Here is a 15,070-nt window from a genome sequence, read left to right on the forward strand (position 1 = left end):
ATTTACCAGCGCGTAGCAACTTGATGCCATCTGCATAAGCCCTATCGACTCGTTGCTGTATGAATCGCAAAATCTCTACTTGCAGCGGCCTCACTTCTTGTCTCATGCGCAGAAAGGCTACGGCCCGATCAAAGCGGAGTGTGTTCAACTGGTTGATCTGGCCTTCCAAGGTCTGCGGGAAACCCAGGCTATCGAAACGATATTCAGGATCGAGAGCCCGGACCTGATTGATCAACTGATTTGACCAGTCCCGCGTCATTTGGGCGGTCAATTCTTGTGCTGGGCCGGTGATATCGAGAAGAGTGTCAGCCAACGCTATGATTGCGCCTCCCGGCCGACCCTCAAGATTGGGAACCGCCTGCTGCAACGTCATGGGATCGTGGAAGGCGCTGGCATTGCTGCCGCGTGAGGCTCTGGGAGCGCGAGATGCTGCTATTATGGAAGCGCTATGCTCGCCCGGCCGATACAGGGCATCCTGCAATGTCGCCTGACGTCCGGCCGCATTGCTGACCGTCAAGCCTTTCCCCGTCGATGCAGTATTCGTCAATGCTGGACGCGCGTTTCGCAGGGCGTGTTGCCGTCCATGCGAGACGATCACCCTATTGAGCGAACGTGGCCCGCCCGGTGCGAAGGTAAATTGTCCGTTCCGTGGATCGTGATAGGGGTTGAACTTCAGTTCAACGTCATCGCGCTGTGCAGCAATCGGCCAGCGGCCCGTTCGCAACCAGGTGGAAAATCCGAGCCGATAGGTCTCCGATTCCATCTCCATTGTCTCACCCCGACTTGTTATCGCGGTGAGAACATATCAGCAACATTTTCCAACAAGTCAAGCATGACCGGCTTTGTCGATGGAGCGACGATTTTGGAAGCCATTTGCATAGCGCCGGACATTGGGCGGCTGTGGGTGAAAAGCACAATCTCGGTCAAGGTGAATATGCTGGGCAAGTCGGCGGTGATCGGTTAGCGAGTCGGCTGGATTAGCGAGGATCGCACAACATGTCGGACGCCAAAAGCATATTGATCGTCGAGGATGAAGCGATGATCGGCATGATGTTGGAGGATTATCTCGACGCTTTGGGTTACCGGCTCCACGCCGTGGCGGCATCGGTCGACGAAGCCTGCGCCCATGCGCGCGAGGGCGGGTTCGACGCGGCGCTGGTCGACTGCAATCTCCAGGGCGAAAAAAGCTGGCCCGTGGCCGATATCCTGGCCGAACGGGGCGTGCCTTTCATCTTCGCGACCGGCGGCATGGCCGACGACCTGCCATCGGGCCATGCCGATCGGCCGACGCTCGCCAAGCCCTTCACCATCGGCGCGGTCGAGCGCGCCCTGGGCAAGATATTGGCCGAGTGAAGGCCTTTCGAGAGCGGGATAGGAAATTTCCGTTCCCCTCTTGTTCTTGAAGAACAAACAGGATACATCATCGTCCAGCGCACGGAACCTTTGCGTTCCGCTTGACAGAGGACTGGCCGATGACCGCAATGCTCTCCCTCATCGATTCCAAGAAGAACGGGACAATGGACAGACAGAAAGCATTGGACGCGGCGCTCGCGCAGATCGACCGCGCCTTCGGCAAGGGCTCGGCCATGAAGCTGGGCAGCCGCGAGAAGCTGGAGATCGAGGCGATTTCGACCGGCTCGCTGGGCCTCGACATCGCGCTCGGTATCGGCGGCCTGCCCAAGGGGCGCATCATCGAGATTTACGGCCCGGAAAGCTCGGGCAAGACCACGCTGGCGCTCCACGCCATCGCCGAAGCGCAGAAGGCGGGCGGCACCGCGGCCTTTGTGGATGCGGAACATGCGCTCGATCCGGGCTATGCCAAGAAACTGGGCGTCGATATCGACGAACTGATCGTGTCGCAGCCGGATACCGGCGAACAGGCGCTGGAAATCGTCGATACGCTGGTGCGCTCCAATGCGATCGACATATTGGTGATCGACTCCGTCGCGGCGCTGGTTCCCCGTGCGGAAATCGAGGGCGAGATGGGCGACAGCCATGTCGGCCTGCAGGCGCGCCTCATGTCCCAGGCGCTGCGCAAGCTCACCGGCTCGATCTCGCGGTCCAAATGCATGGTGATCTTCATCAACCAGGTGCGCATGAAGATCGGCGTGATGTACGGTAACCCGGAAACCACGACCGGCGGCAATGCGCTCAAATTCTATGCGTCGGTCCGCCTCGACATCCGTCGCACCGGCCAGATCAAGGATCGCGACGATATCGTCGGCAACGCGACCCGCGTGAAGGTGGTCAAGAACAAGGTCGCCCCGCCCTTCAAGCAGGTCGAATTCGACATCATGTATGGCGAAGGCATCTCGAAGATCGGCGAAATTCTCGACCTCGGCGTCAAGGCCGGGATCGTCGAGAAGTCGGGCGCTTGGTTTTCCTACGACTCGATCCGCATCGGTCAGGGACGTGAAAATTCCAAGACTTTTCTCAAGGAACATCCCGAACTGGCGGACAAGCTGGAACAGGCGATCCGCGGGAAGACCGAAGAAGTCGCAGAAAAGATGATCACCGGACCCGATGCGGAGGATGATGGCGAATAAGCCCTGAAACAGCCCCCGGCCGGATCAGCCGGGGGGCGGTTCATCGGCTCTCGCCCGCCTTGCGCATCACGCTCTGAAAAGGCCCGTCGCGTCCCCGCGCGACGGGCCTTTTACCGTGTACCGAACGTAGGAAGGGCGGGCGCCGACTTTCCGACAGGATCGGGGTAGCGTAGCGAAAGAACAGGATAAGCGGGAAATATGCGTAGTTGAGCCGGCAAAACGCCCGCGATCGTCCGCCGCGGACCCTCCGATCCCTTCGTGCAGTCGCTGTCTGCATTCTTGCCGTTTCTGATCGCCTGATGTCCTGCCATAGGCCGATCGATATTCGGACGATGACGCGCGGAACATGGTGGTTTTCGTGACCCGGAGTCCTGCATACTAAACTTATCTGGGCAGCGGCGGCGCGGGAAATCGCCTTGCAGGCTGTCCGGGCTGAATATCGATCGGCCTTCGTCCGCGTCACCGCAGACCCGGCGGAACATAAAGCGTGGGCAGGCTTTTCAGCCCATGCCCGCCACCATACAGACCCACCAAGCCCGCCTCCTTCCGGCCATCCATCCGGCCGCCGCCTATGACCCCTTGCTAACCCCTTGCAGCCTCCCGATGCTGGGTCAGGCGCGCCGATTCGACCCGTCCTCTCTCACACTGGAACCCATCCCATGCGCGTCGCCATCGAAGCGATCCTCGACTATGACTTCGCCGAACCGACCGACGTGCTGCTGGCGGTCGAGGCGGCGGCGCTGCCCGACCAGCGGGTCGTCACCCAGTCGCATATCATCGACAATGCCGGGCCGTTGACCAACAAGGTGGGCGGCAGCGGCATCGGCCGCCGCACCTGGACCCGCACCGGCACCGGCCGGATGCTCAGCACCTACCGCGCCACCGTGGACGTCGATCGGGCGCCGGTCGATATCGCCAGCCTCGCGAAAAGCCCGCTGCCCAGCCTGCCCGAAGAGGTGCTGCCGTTCATCTGGCCCAGCCGCTATTGCGAGGCCGATCGGTTCGGCAGCTTCGTCAGCAGCCATTTCCCGGACCTGCAGGGCGGCGCGCTGGTGCAGGCTTTGGTCGACTGGGTGCATGACAATCTCGTCTATGTGCCGGGCAGTTCCGACATCACAACCACCGCGGCCGATACCTTCGTCGCGCAACAGGGCGTCTGCCGCGACTTCGCCCATCTGACCGCTGCGCTGATCCGTTCGCGCGACATTCCAGCGCGGCTGGTGTCGGTCTATGCGCTCGGCCTCGATCCGCCAGACTTCCATGCGGTGGTGGAAGTCTGGCTCGACGGCGCCTGGCACATCGTCGATTCCACCGGCCTTGCCCCAGTCGAAACCATGGTCCGCATCGCCGTCGGCCGCGACGCCACCGACATTGCCTTCATGACGGTCTTCGGCGGCGCGATGATGAACGCGCAGTCGATCACCGTGACGGCAGCATAGACCGTCCGCTCGCCTCGGCTATCGGGGTGAAAGGCGGTTATATATTTGAAAGAGATATGCCTGTTATGGACCGGGCATGAGCAACGAACGCCAATTGACGGGCAACGCCGGCGTCTATCATGTCGCGCGCGAACTGTCGCGACATGGTTGGAACGTGATGCTCACCGTCCGCAACGCCCGTGGGGCCGATCTCTACGCCGTCTCGCAATGTGAGCGGATCGTTCATCCCATTCAGGTGAAGGCCCAGAGCGCCAGACCCAACGATGTGCGCCTGGGGCTTCAGCCCGAAGCGATCGTTACGCCATGGTGGGTCTTCGTTGCGGACGCGCTATCGTCCAGCCCAACCTGCTATCTCCTGTCACTGGACGAAATCCGGCGACATATGGTGCGTGATCCGGGAACCCGCTCCGGCAAGCCGGAAGCGCAGCGCGCCTTCTGGCTTGATCGACGCTTCTGCACGCCCGCCAGCGATCGCGAACTGGTCGACGCGCGTGAAGCATGGACAAGGCTGGGTGTCCCCCGGACGCTGACCTGATCAACGGCGACCGCCGCTCCACCTCGGCGGTCGTCCTTCGCGCTGCGCTCAATAATCCTTCGAATAGCGCAGGTTGGCCGACGATCCGGCATTGGTGCCGGTTTTCGACAACAGGCTCAGCGTCTTGGACAGCGCGATCTCCAACTGGGTGGCGGTGAAGCCCTTGGAGTCGGTGATCACCTCCACATAGATATTGTTGGAGATATGCTGGCCCACGGCGAGCGACGTGCCGCGCCCGGTGGTGTCGTCGCCGCCGACGATGCCGATCCGGTCGATGCCCGACGCGCCCTGCAGCTTGCCCATCGGATTGAGCCCGCCGCTGCCGCCGCGCAGTCCGTTGAGCGCCGCCGCCAGTTGCACCGCCTGCATCGGCGACAGGTTGGCGACATTGTCCCCGAACAGGATCCGCGAGAGGATTTCGTCCTGCGGCAGGGTCGGCGTGGAGATGAAGGCGATATCGGGCTGCTGCGCCGATCCCGTCACCTGGATGCCCGCCGTCACCGTGTCGATCCGGGTCTGCGCCTTGATCGCCAGGATCGGATTCATCATCGGGCCGTTGAAGGTGATGACGCCCTGTTCCAGGTCGAACTGATGGCCCGAGAAGCTGTAGCGGCCGCGGATCACCTCGATCTTGCCAATGATGCGCGGATTGGCGGTCGTGCCGGTGATGCGCATATTGGTCTTCCATTCGGAATCCAGCCCCATGCCGGTGACATAGATTTCATTGTCGGCCTTCACCCGGATATCCAGTTTCCAGTCGGCGGGCTTGGCCGCCGCCGCCTTGCGCGCGGCCAGTCGCTGGTCGAGCGCGTCGCCGCCTTCGCCCTTGCGCCGCACCCCGGCGAGCTGTCGGATTTCAGTCCCGCCCTGCCAGGCCACCTTGTACCGGGTTTCGGGCAGGTTCAGGTCGCCCTTGATCAGGCCGCCGTTAGCCGGGTTGTTGCTGATATTGATGGTGCCGCTGACGACGCTGGTGATCGCTTCGCTGCGCGCCAGCCGCGCGCGGTTCAACTTGACCGCGATATCCATCGGGAAGCCGCTCGCGGCGGCCAGCCCGACATTGCCCGACGCCTGCACCGTGCCGTCGCCCGCGCGGCCGGAGAAATCGCGAATCTCCAGATGGTCGTTGGTGAAACGGCCATCCAGCTTCATCTGGGTGACGCGCGTGCCGAACGTCTCATTCTCATAGGTCAACGCATTGGCGCGCACCACGCCGTTGAGTCGCGGATCGCTCAGCCGCCCGCTAAAGTCGGCCGCCACCGCCAGCCCGCCGGTCAGCTGCTGGTCGGCCAGGCCGGCGAAGGAGAAGAGCACGTCGGCCGGGCCGGCATAGCGGATGCCGCCGCCCAGCGGCGCATTCTGCAACTGCTCGGCCCAGCTTGCACCGGCGCCCGGAGGAGCGAGCGTCGCGGTGAAGCGGCCCAGCGTGCTGCTGCCCTCGCGGATCAGCCCGCGCAGGTCGCCGCCCGCCGACGACAGCTTGCCTTCGACGCTCATCGACACCGGGTCGGACACGGCGGTCAGGCTGGATCGGCGGAAGTCATTGATCGCGAGGCGCGTGGTCGCGGTCGGGAAGGCGCTGCCCTTCTGCGCATAGTCCAGCGTGCCCGTCATCCGCCCGCCGATGCCCAGGCCGGGCGCGGCCATATTGGCGATGGCGAGGTCGAAATCCTTGAACCGCGCCTGCGCCACGGTCGTGTCGCCGAAGCGACCGGCCAGGTCCACCTTGCCCTGCGGCAGCACCAGCGTAGCCGGCTTCAGGCGATAGCCGCCCGGCTCGCTGCGGATGATGGCCGGCTGGGCCAGACGGAAATCGATGTTCGCCGCCTTGCCCTGCAAGGCCACGGCATAGAGGTTCGGGCGCAACGCGGCGTTGGCGGCGATCGAGAAGGGCACGCCGCTGGAGCCGTCGGCGACCAGTTGCGCGCGCCCGCGTCCGCCCTGATAGTCGATCCGCGCCCGCGCCTTGCGCACCACATAGGCGCCATAGGCGGCGTTGGCGATCTGCGCATCGGCCTTGATCTGGGGTTGCTCGGTCAGCAGCATGGAGGCGGTGACGATCGCCCGGCCGATCACGATATCGGCCTCGCCCGGCAGCTTGGCGTTGCTGGCGGTGGCGTTGACGTCCACGCCCTGCACCTTGCCCACGGCGGCCAGCCGGATCGCGCCGGTGATGCCCGAGCCGTTCATGGCGAGCTGCCCGGTGAAGGGGCCGGCGGCGCTTTGCTGGATGCGGCCGTTCATGTCGACCCCGGCGAAGCGCGCCTTGGTGACGTCGATGGTCAGCGGGCCTTTCGCCGTGCGGATCAACACATTGGCGAAGAAAGGCCCATAGGGCGACCCGCCGGTGGCTTCGAGCGGGTATCCTGCCGCCTCGCCATTCAGCTTGGCGACCACGTCGGTCAGTTGCACGCCGACATTGGGCCGCGCCGCGCGCAACACCGCCTGCGGCCGCTCCATCGTGCCTCGCACGGTCAGCGCGAGCGGCCCATATTGTTTGGACGACGCCGTCGCGTCGAACGCGACCTGCCCGTCGGTGTCATAGCTGCCGGAGCCGCTGTGGATGGTGAAGTTGGGCGCCGCGCCTTTCAGACCTGCCAGGGTGAACTTGCCCTCCGGCGTCATGCCGATCTTGCCGCTGGCGACCGCATTGCCGCCCAGGAAATCGCGGACGGAGGCATTCTCCCAGCGCGCGGTGCGCACGCCGAAGCGGCCCGACAGGCCAAAGCCGCCCCTGGGGCCGGGCACCAGTTCGACGTCGGTGTTGAGGTTGACGATGCCGACGCCGTCGATCTTATAGTCGTTGACCCGACCCTTGAGCGCCCCGCGATAGAGCGCATTGTCGAGGTCGGCCAGCACGATGGCGGTGGCGTCCACCCGGTCGCTGTCGATCTTCAGATTGTCGCTGATCAGCTTGCCCGCGGCATAGGCGAAGTCGCCCTTCACGCGCAGATTTTGCAGCAAGCCGCCCGCTGCGGCATTGAGGCCGGTGACGCGGGTGGCGGTGGCGTTGATCGGAATGCGGATGCGATCGCTGTCGATCACCGCCCGGCCGCTGGCCTTCAGATTCTCGATGCCGGTGGCGTCGAACGCCAGGCTCTTGGCGGTAATGTCATAATCGATGAACGGCGTCGCCATCGGCCCGTCGAGGATGATGGAGGCACGTACGTCGCGACCCTTCACCTTCTCCATGATCGCGCCGGGCGTCAGCAGCGCGGCGTTGATCCTGAGCGCGCTGAACTGGCTTTTGCCGAGGTCGATCAGCCCCTGCGCGTCGGCGCTCATGGCGGGCGAGCGCAACGTGCCCTTGATATTGACGCGCCGCTCGTTCAGCCCGGCGAACAGATCGACGTCCAGTTGCGGCGCGGTGAGCCGATCGACGGTGCCGGCGAAGACCAGCCCCGGACGCACCGGGCCTTTGGCGGTGAAATTGCCGTTCCGCGCCGACAAAGCGATATTCGCCAGCTCGCCCTTGGGCGAGGTCGCGACGACCCGCCCTTCCCACGCCTGCCATGTCCCCTTGCCGTCCAGCGTCGCGGTGACGCCGTCGGTCAGGCCGGTCATGGCGGCGATCACGCCGCCCCTGGGCGCGGTCAGCGTGCCGCTCATCGCCAGGCGGTTCTGGTCGGGCACAGCGTCCAGCTTCGCCTGCAGCCGGTCGCCGCTGTCGACGATCGCATCGGCGGACAGGATCGCCCGGCCGTCCGCAATATGGGTGACACCGTCGATCGCGATCTCGCGCTTCTGCCCGATCACCGGCTTGGCCAGGATGAACTTGCCGATCTTCATCCGGTCGACGTCGATGTCCAGGTCGGGCAGGATCGGGGCATTGGGATCGCTGGCGACGACATTGAACTGCGGGCTGCGCGCCAGCACGACCAGCGGCGTTTCCAGCAGGCTGACCGAGATATGATTATTGACGTAGCGGAACGGCCGCCACACGACATGGACCTTCGGGCTGACCGCGAACACGCCCTTGGGGTCGCGCAGCACCAGATCGTGGATCGTCATGTCGCTGTAGATCGACCCGTCAATCCGGCCGACCTCGATCTTCATGCCCGATTCCATCTGGAGCGCGGCGATCTGCTGGATCAGGAATTTCTTGCCCGGCTGGGTATTGAGGCCAAGCAGCAATCCGCCCGCCAGCAGGACCAGCGCGAGGATCAGGCCGATGAGGCCGATCGCGATCTTCTGCCACAGCGGGCGCTTTTCGCGAATGACGATCGTCTGGGTTGCGTCGTCGCCGGCGGGCATGATGTCGTCCTGCGCCATCAGAAAGCCTGCCCGATGCCGATATAGAGCGCGAATTTGGACTCGCCGGGCTGCCGGTTGATCGGCATGGCGATGTCCGCGCGGAACGGACCGAAATTGGTGTAGAAGCGGCCGCCCAGGCCGACGCCGTAGCGCATGTCGGAAAATTGCGGCATGGAGCTTTCATAGACCTGACCGGCGTCCACGAAGGCGACGACGCCATAGTTGCCGAAGCGATAACGGCCCTCGACCGCAAATTCATTGACCGACCGGCCGCCGATCGGATCGTTGTTCGCGTCCTTCGGCCCCAGTTCCTGATAGCCGAACCCGCGTACCGATCCGCCGCCGCCCGCATAGATGCGCCGCGATGGCGCGACATCGCCGCGGCTGACCCCGGTGATGGTGCCGACCTTGGCCCGTCCCGCAATGACCAGGTTGTCCGACACCGGATAATAGCCGGTCAGGTCGAAACTGGCGCGCAGATAGGGCGAGAAATTCCCCTGCAACGACCCTTCCGGTTCGGCGCGCAGATTGGCGCGGAAGCCCTTGGTCGGGTTGAGCAGGTCGTTGGAGCGGTCATAGCCGATCTGCACCGGCAGGCCGCCGATGAAATAGGTGCGCCGCGTCTTGTCAGCGGTGGCCGGGTCGATCACCACCTGCTCGTTGGTCAGCAGGATTTCCGCGCCATAGCTGTAGGTCCAGCGCTTCTGGAAGATCGGGGTGGACTGGCGCGACCAGCCGATGTTGAGGCCCGCGGTAAACGCCTCATAGGCATCGTAATTCTGGTGATTGAGCGTGATGCCGGTCTGGAACGTCCTGTCGCGCTTGCCCGCATTGGACCGGCGGAAGGTCGCCGATGCGCCCTGTTCCTGCGTGCCCGCGATCGCGCCCAGGATCAGCGCGCCTTCCGGCGGGAAGAGGTTGCGATGGGTCCATGTCCCCTCGGCGCGGAAGCCCTGGCCGGTGCCATAGCCCGCTTCGCCCGCCAGCGTGCGGGGTGGCCCGGCTTCCTGCTCGACGGCCAGATCGACATATTCGGTGCCGTCCGGCCCCGCCTCGCCGGTCTGCACCGGCTCCACCGACACGCTGGAAAACAGCGACGTCGCGACCAGCGCCTTGCGCAGATCGTCCACCTTGCGGCTGTCATAGAGTTCGCCCCGCTTGTAGCGTTTGATGACTTCCATATGGTCGGCGCCGAACGCCTGTTTGTCGCCGCTAGTGGTGATCTTGCGGAACGTGCCGCGCGGGCCGGTATCCACCGGCAGCGTATAGTCGCCCGTCACTGTCGCGGGATCGAGCAATATGTCGCGGTCCCCGACCTTTGCGAAGGGATAGCCATTTTCGGGCAGCTTCAACGCGACATTGGCCTCCGCGCCTTCGACCAGGGTCGCGACGATATAATCGCCGGTCTTGAGCGGCAGGCTGTCGCGGACCAGGCCAGGCGGCACCGTCGGCCCGGCATTGATGACGATGTCGCCGATCTTGTAGCGTTTGCCCGGCGTTACGGAGATCACCGCCTTCAGCGTCCCGTCACCGGCCTGGTCCAGGCTGGCGAGCGCCGTCGCGTCATAATAGCCCTGCGAATAAAAGAGGCGCGTCGCGAGCTTCTCATCCTCCTGTGCGCGCGCCTGCACCATGGCCGCGGTTTCCGCCTTGCCCTTGCCGTCGATCAGCGCGGATTCGGCGCGGAACTCGTCCTCCAGCCCGGTCTTGCCGAACCCTTCGATGCTGGTGGCGTAGCGTATGTCGGGCTGCTTCGCGTTGGCATTATTATTGTCCGCGACATTGGTCGGGACGGTCACGCTGTCGAGCGGCGGCAGCGGCTGGGCCAGTTCCTGTTCCTCGGCCGGATCGATCGCTGGCGGCAATTCGGTTGGCGCGTTCGATGACTGCGGCATCTGCTGGTCGATCCAGCTCTCGATCGAGGGCAGGGGCGCGTCGGGATTGGCCTGGTCCGGAGTCGCTGCCTTGGGCAACCGCGCCTCGAACTGGTCGTCGGGCAGGATCGGCTCTTCGCCCTGGGTCGCTTCATGAGGAAGGCTGGGATCGGGTACGGGCGTCGACTGGGCTTGGGCCATCAGCGGCAGGGACGAGGCTGTCATCAGCGCCACGGCCATTATGCGCCGGACATGATATGCCTGTCGTCTCGTCATGAACCTACGATGCCCCCTTTGCACCGTGCATTCCACACGCGCGGTAAAGAGGCAATACGCTCAACAAGTTGCCTCGGTTCCACCTACAACAGGATTTGCCGCGCTTCCCACGGGACTCGCACAAGGCTAGAGGCTTTGCATGACATTTGCGCTCAATATCTCGCGATCGATTTCGGGCCAGCCCTGGCGCTGGCGGGGCGGCAACGCCGACGGGCGCGACGCCACCTATCTGCCCGACGATCTGGTGACGCAATTGCTGCTGGCGCGGGGGTGTCCGCGCGACGCAGTCGATGCCCACCGCAATCCTACCATCCGCCAGTTCATGCCCGACCCCAGCCTGTTCCGCGACATGGATGCGGCCGCCGATCGGCTGGCCGACGCGGTGCAGCGCGGCGAGGATGTCCGTATCTTCGGCGATTATGACGTCGACGGCGCGACCAGCGCGGCGCTGCTGATCCGGTTGCTGCGCGACCTGGGGCTGCACGCGAAACCCTATATCCCCGACCGTCTGATGGAAGGCTATGGCCCGTCGGGCGAGGCGCTGGTGCGGCTGGCGGGGGAGGGCGCGACCCTGATCGTCACCGTCGATTGCGGCGCGCAGGCGTTCGAGGCGCTGTCGATGGCCAGGGCGACCGGCGTCGACGTCGTCGTGGTCGATCATCATAAATGCTCGACCACGCTGCCCGAAGCCTTTGCCCTGGTGAACCCCAACCGGCTGGACGAGAATGACGGCGCGGCGGTGCATGGCCATCTGGCCGCGGTCGGCGTCGCCTTCCTGCTCGGCGCGGCGCTGGTGCGGGTCTTGCGGGCGCGGGGCTGGTTCGCCAGTCGCAGCGAGCCGGCGCTGATGGAGTTGCTCGATATCGTCGCGCTCGGCACGGTGGCGGACGTCGCGCAATTGAAGGGCCTCAACCGCGCCTTCGTGGCGCAGGGGCTGAAGGTGATGGCCAAGCGCCACAATATCGGCCTTGCCGCCCTGATCGACGCCAGCCGCCTGACCCGCGCGCCGCTGTGCCACGATCTGGGCTTCGCGCTCGGCCCGCGCATCAATGCGGGCGGTCGGGTCGGGCAGGCGGATCTGGGCGTGCGGCTGCTGACCACGCAAGACCCGGCCGAAGCCGCCCGCATCGCCGCGCAGCTCGATCACTATAATGAGGAACGCCGCGCCATTGAATCGACGGTGCAGGAACAGGCCGAAGCCTTGCTGGCCGCGCAGGGCAATCGCGCCGTGGCGGTCATATCCGGCCAGGGCTGGCACCCCGGCGTTATCGGCATCGTCGCAGGGAGGATAAAGGAAAAGGCGGGGCGGCCAGCGATCGTCATCGCCGTCGATGAGGACGGGGTGGGCAAGGGATCGGGCCGCTCCATTTCCGGCGTGGACCTGGGCGCTGCGGTGATGGCGGCGAAGGATAGCGGTCTGCTGGTCGCGGGCGGCGGCCATGCCATGGCGGCGGGGCTGACGGTCGCGGCCGACCGGATCGACGCGCTCGCCGACTTTCTGGACGACCGGCTGTCCGCCGCCGTCGCCAAAGCGCGCGACAACCGGGCGCTGCTGATCGACGCGGTGCTGGCGCCCGCTGGCGTGAACCCGGACTTCGTCGCCGCGATCGAGCAGGGTGGCCCCTATGGCGCGGGCTGGCCCGCACCGCTGATCGCCGCTGGGCCGATGCGCGTCATCAAGGCCGATATCGTGGGCAACGGCCATTTGCGCGCGATCATGAGCGGGGAGGATGGCCGGTCGATCAAGACGATCGCCTTCCGCCAGGCCGAAACCGATCTGGGCCAGGCGATATTGGGCGCGCCGCGCGACCGCAAACTGTGGGTCGCGGGCAAGGCCAAGATCGATGACTGGGGCAGCCGCCCGGCCGCCGAACTGCATCTGGAGGACGCCGCCTGGGCGGATTAAGCAGGATTGTCATTTTCTTGCCTTTTGGGGGTTGACCCTTTTGCCGTCCCCGCCTAATTGCGCCCTCGCTTCGCAGCGCTGCCCGGTCAGTCGCTGCATGAGGTCCCATCGTCTAACGGTTAGGACACTGCCCTTTCACGGCAGCGATACGGGTTCGAATCCCGTTGGGATCACCACCTCCGCTCCGGCGGAGGGGCTTTTCAGCTCTTCTCATCGACAAATGCTTGGCCCGGCGGTTGCGGGGTGCCTGCGCCCGCTTTACCGTTGGGCGCCCGCCGTCCTTGCCGAGTAAATGTTGCCCGATGCGTCCTGTTGTCCTGTGTGTCCTTGGTCTGACTCTTGGGCTGTGGTCTGCCCTCTCCATCGCGCTTCCGGCCAATCGGCCCACTCCTGGTTTCACCCGCGTGGCGATCGAAACATCGGTCGGCACGATCGTCGTGGCGGTGGACCAGAAGCGGGCGCCGCGGACCTCGGCCAATTTCCTGACCTATGTCGATGACGGCCGTTTCGATGGCGTCACTTTCTACCGCGCGGCGCGGCGCAAGAGCGACCCCCATCATGGCCTGATCCAGGGTGGCATCGACACCGATGCCCGCCGGTCGCTGCCGCCCGTTACGCATGAGCCGACGAGCCGGACCGGCATCCTTCATCTCGACGCCACGCTGTCCATGGCGCGGCCCAACCGGCCCAATTCGGCGATGGGCAATTTCTTCATCACCATCGGTGCGACGCCCAACATGGACGCGCGCGGCGACTATATCGGCTATGCCGCCTTCGGCCATGTCGTCGGTGGCATGGATGTGGTGCGCAAGATCCTGTCGGTGCCGACCTGCTGCGGGTCGGGGCCGATGCGCGGGCAGATGATCGTCAAGCCGATCCGCATCCTGCGCGCCCGGCGGCTGGACGGCACGCCCAAGCCCACGCGCGGGGTGAAGCCGTGGCTGATCGGCCTCAACAAACGGACGGCGAAATAGACGGCTCTACGCGAACACCGCCCGATCGCGCACCCATCGCTTGCCGCCTTCGCGCGGCGGCCGGGCCTGAACCGTCTTCCAAGCCTGTTCGTGGAAGAAGAAGGCGACGGCGTTGATCACCGGCTCCACCAGCGCGATTCCGCCGGCGAGCGCGATCGAACCGGTCATGGCATAGGCGACGGTGAAGCCGACGGTCAGGTGGATGGACAGATAGGTGCCGGTCTTGATGAGGTCGAGCGACATGGGGCGTCTCCTTGGTTGCAACCCAGTTAAGAGTCGTTTGCAACAACGGCCAATGGCTTTTTCCGCTGGCTCTGATCGCCCCGGACGATCAGGCTGCCGCGATCAGGATGGCGACGGAGGAGAGGGCGCATGGCTGGACGGATCAGGGTGGGCATTGGCGGCTGGGTCTACGAGCCGTGGCGCGGGAATTTCTACCCGGTGGGACTGCGGCAGAAGGACGAGCTGGCCTATGTCGGCGAACATCTGACCGCGACCGAGATCAACGCGACTTATTATAGCAGCCAGAAGCCCGCGACCTTTGCCGGCTGGGCGAAGGCGGTGCCGGACGGCTTCCAGTTTGCGGTCAAGGCGTCGCGCTATTGCACCAATCGCAAGCTGCTGGCGCAGGCGGGTGATTCCATCGCCAAGTTTACCAGCCAGGGGATCGCCGAACTTGGCGACCGGCTGGGGCCGATACTGTGGCAGTTCATGCCGACCAAGCGCTTCGACCCGGACGATTTCGGCGCCTTCCTGCACTTACTGCCGCACAGCGTCGATGGCGTGCCGCTGCGCCATGCGCTGGAGGTGCGGCACGAGAGTTTCGACGACCCGGCCTTTCTGGCGATGGCGCGCGACGCCGGGGCCGCGGTGGTGCTGGCGGACCATGACGACTATCCCGCGATCGCCGGCCATGATGTCGGCTTTGCCTATATGCGGCTGATGCGGGCGCAGGCGGACGAGGCGACCGGCTATCCGCCTGCGGCGATCGCGGACTGGGCCGGGCGGGCCAGGGCGGCCGCAGGGCAGGGCGATGTATTCGCCTTCTTCATCAGCGGCGCCAAGGAGCGCAACCCGGCGGCGGCGCAGGCGATGATCGTGGCTTTGCAGTAACAGGCCTGTTGCATTTAGTGCAATCGGTATGCCGTGCTTTGCGATTGTTACAAGAATATGACGAGCTTATTGGCCCGCTCACACCCAGATGGGTGACAATTCTTGTAAAGATGGAGCAAAATATGCGGCAGGCCTTTCAGGGTGCTGTGCTGG

The 15,070-nt window shown here is 64.9% G+C and carries 11 protein-coding genes, 1 tRNA gene and 1 pseudogene; 9 read left to right on the forward strand and 4 right to left on the reverse strand.

Annotated elements, in window-relative coordinates:
- Positions 1–769 (reverse strand): annotated as a pseudogene (locus K9B33_RS07330) (hypothetical protein); the annotation flags it as partial.
- A 63-nt stretch (positions 770–832) separates the two neighbouring features.
- Between K9B33_RS07330 and K9B33_RS23040 the strand changes: the two are divergent.
- The 5 genes from K9B33_RS23040 to K9B33_RS07350 all read left to right on the forward strand — a co-directional run bounded on the left by K9B33_RS23040 (position 833) and on the right by K9B33_RS07350 (position 4,520).
- Positions 833–964: a hypothetical protein gene (locus tag K9B33_RS23040; protein ID WP_261935697.1), complete on the forward strand. Its 132-nt coding sequence runs from the start codon at positions 833–835 to the stop codon at positions 962–964.
- Positions 965–996: 32 nt separating this feature from the next.
- Positions 997–1,353 (forward strand): response regulator, encoded by a 357-nt coding sequence (locus K9B33_RS07335; protein WP_224547782.1) that lies wholly within the window; start codon positions 997–999, stop codon positions 1,351–1,353.
- 119 nt (positions 1,354–1,472) lie between these two features.
- Positions 1,473–2,546 carry a recombinase RecA gene (recA, locus tag K9B33_RS07340; RefSeq protein WP_224547783.1) on the forward strand — a complete coding sequence of 358 codons (1,074 nt, stop codon included), beginning with the start codon at positions 1,473–1,475 and terminating at the stop codon, positions 2,544–2,546.
- A gap of 659 nt (positions 2,547–3,205) precedes the next feature.
- Positions 3,206–3,985, forward strand: a complete 780-nt coding sequence (locus K9B33_RS07345) for a transglutaminase-like domain-containing protein (protein WP_224547785.1) — start codon at positions 3,206–3,208, stop codon at positions 3,983–3,985.
- Between the two features lie 76 nt (positions 3,986–4,061).
- The gene (locus K9B33_RS07350; protein ID WP_224547787.1) at positions 4,062–4,520 is read left to right on the forward strand and encodes a hypothetical protein; all 459 of its coding nucleotides are present in this window, start codon (positions 4,062–4,064) and stop codon (positions 4,518–4,520) included.
- A 48-nt stretch (positions 4,521–4,568) separates the two neighbouring features.
- Here K9B33_RS07350 and K9B33_RS07355 read toward each other — a convergent pair whose 3' ends face one another.
- The gene (locus tag K9B33_RS07355; RefSeq protein WP_224547789.1) at positions 4,569–8,792 is read right to left on the reverse strand and encodes a translocation/assembly module TamB domain-containing protein; all 4,224 of its coding nucleotides are present in this window, start codon (positions 8,790–8,792) and stop codon (positions 4,569–4,571) included.
- Positions 8,792–10,924 carry an autotransporter assembly complex protein TamA gene (locus K9B33_RS07360; RefSeq protein WP_224547791.1) on the reverse strand — a complete coding sequence of 711 codons (2,133 nt, stop codon included), beginning with the start codon at positions 10,922–10,924 and terminating at the stop codon, positions 8,792–8,794. Before K9B33_RS07360 ends, K9B33_RS07355 begins: the two co-directional genes overlap by 1 nt.
- Positions 10,925–11,063: 139 nt before the next feature.
- On the opposite strand from K9B33_RS07360, the gene recJ reads away from it, so the two are divergent.
- The 3 genes from recJ to K9B33_RS07375 all read left to right on the forward strand — a co-directional run bounded on the left by recJ (position 11,064) and on the right by K9B33_RS07375 (position 13,804).
- Entirely contained in the window at positions 11,064–12,830 is a 1,767-nt protein-coding gene (gene recJ, locus K9B33_RS07365) for a single-stranded-DNA-specific exonuclease RecJ (RefSeq protein WP_224547793.1), read from the forward strand.
- Positions 12,831–12,931: 101 nt separating this feature from the next.
- A tRNA-Glu gene (locus K9B33_RS07370) sits at positions 12,932–13,006 on the forward strand.
- 126 nt (positions 13,007–13,132) lie between these two features.
- Positions 13,133–13,804, forward strand: a complete 672-nt coding sequence (locus K9B33_RS07375) for a peptidylprolyl isomerase (protein WP_224547794.1) — start codon at positions 13,133–13,135, stop codon at positions 13,802–13,804.
- 6 nt (positions 13,805–13,810) lie between these two features.
- Here the strand turns inward: K9B33_RS07375 and K9B33_RS07380 are convergent, their stop codons facing one another.
- Complete coding sequence (locus tag K9B33_RS07380; protein ID WP_224547796.1) at positions 13,811–14,047, reverse strand: DUF2061 domain-containing protein; 237 nt, start codon at positions 14,045–14,047, stop codon at positions 13,811–13,813.
- 129 nt (positions 14,048–14,176) lie between these two features.
- Here K9B33_RS07380 and K9B33_RS07385 point away from each other — a divergent pair, with 129 nt between their 5' ends.
- Positions 14,177–14,917: a DUF72 domain-containing protein gene (locus K9B33_RS07385; protein ID WP_224547798.1), complete on the forward strand. Its 741-nt coding sequence runs from the start codon at positions 14,177–14,179 to the stop codon at positions 14,915–14,917.
- Positions 14,918–15,070 lie beyond the last annotated feature (153 nt).

The sequence above is a fragment of the Sphingobium sp. 3R8 genome (genome assembly GCF_020166615.1).
Classification (GTDB): domain Bacteria; phylum Pseudomonadota; class Alphaproteobacteria; order Sphingomonadales; family Sphingomonadaceae; genus Sphingobium; species Sphingobium bisphenolicum.

Bases quoted from the DNA above. Each gene is read 5' to 3' on its own strand.
- K9B33_RS07355 (WP_224547789.1), bottom strand. From the start codon at position 8,792: ATGGCGCAGGACGACATCATGCCCGCCGGCGACGACGCAACCCAGACG.
- recJ (WP_224547793.1), top strand. From the start codon at position 11,064: ATGACATTTGCGCTCAATATCTCGCGATCGATTTCGGGCCAGCCCTGG.
- K9B33_RS07335 (WP_224547782.1), top strand. From the start codon at position 997: ATGTCGGACGCCAAAAGCATATTGATCGTCGAGGATGAAGCGATGATC.
- K9B33_RS07360 (WP_224547791.1), bottom strand. From the start codon at position 10,924: ATGACGAGACGACAGGCATATCATGTCCGGCGCATAATGGCCGTGGCG.
- K9B33_RS07345 (WP_224547785.1), top strand. From the start codon at position 3,206: ATGCGCGTCGCCATCGAAGCGATCCTCGACTATGACTTCGCCGAACCG.
- K9B33_RS23040 (WP_261935697.1), top strand. From the start codon at position 833: ATGACCGGCTTTGTCGATGGAGCGACGATTTTGGAAGCCATTTGCATA.
- recA (WP_224547783.1), top strand. From the start codon at position 1,473: ATGACCGCAATGCTCTCCCTCATCGATTCCAAGAAGAACGGGACAATG.
- K9B33_RS07385 (WP_224547798.1), top strand. From the start codon at position 14,177: ATGGCTGGACGGATCAGGGTGGGCATTGGCGGCTGGGTCTACGAGCCG.
- K9B33_RS07380 (WP_224547796.1), bottom strand. From the start codon at position 14,047: ATGTCGCTCGACCTCATCAAGACCGGCACCTATCTGTCCATCCACCTG.
- K9B33_RS07375 (WP_224547794.1), top strand. From the start codon at position 13,133: ATGCGTCCTGTTGTCCTGTGTGTCCTTGGTCTGACTCTTGGGCTGTGG.
- K9B33_RS07350 (WP_224547787.1), top strand. From the start codon at position 4,062: ATGAGCAACGAACGCCAATTGACGGGCAACGCCGGCGTCTATCATGTC.